At 57.9% G+C, this 428-nt stretch carries 1 protein-coding gene; it reads right to left on the bottom strand.

What is annotated here, in order from left to right; genetic code table 11:
- Nucleotides 1–428, bottom strand: a 428-nt coding sequence (locus KVS69_RS18860; protein ID WP_217539500.1) for a response regulator transcription factor, incomplete at both ends; no start/stop codon positions are given.

The following is a 428-nucleotide window of genomic DNA, read 5'->3' as shown; positions in this document are numbered from 1 at the left end:
CTGAGGGCGGACATATGAGATCGGAGCAGGTCCCGATCTGGCGGATCGTCCCCCCATAAAGCGTGCTCCAGCTCTTGGCGACTCACAGCCGAAGGGCTCGCCCGCATCAGAACTTGTAGCAACTTTCGGGTTCCAGGGTAGAGCCGCAGCTGCCTTCCTTCCCTGGACGCTATCAACGTTGCCAGATCGAGAGTAAGGCCACCGTCTGTCAGCCGTCTGGTGGCCGGACGCCCTTGGGCGCGGTTTACTATCGCCTGAAGCCGGACTTCCAATTCCGGGATGTCAAATGGCTTGGTTACATAGTCATCCGCCCCAGAACGGAAGGCACGAATTTTATCGGACAGCTCCCGCCTCTCAGTAAGCATCAGAACTGGTACCGATACACCATGCTCAGACCGCAGCTTGCTGATCAGATCAGGGCCTTCGAT

This window comes from Stenotrophomonas sp. GbtcB23 (assembly GCF_019091045.1).
GTDB classification, from domain to species: Bacteria; Pseudomonadota; Gammaproteobacteria; order Xanthomonadales; family Xanthomonadaceae; genus Stenotrophomonas; species Stenotrophomonas rhizophila_A.
This window is presented reverse-complemented; position numbering and strand designations above follow the sequence as displayed.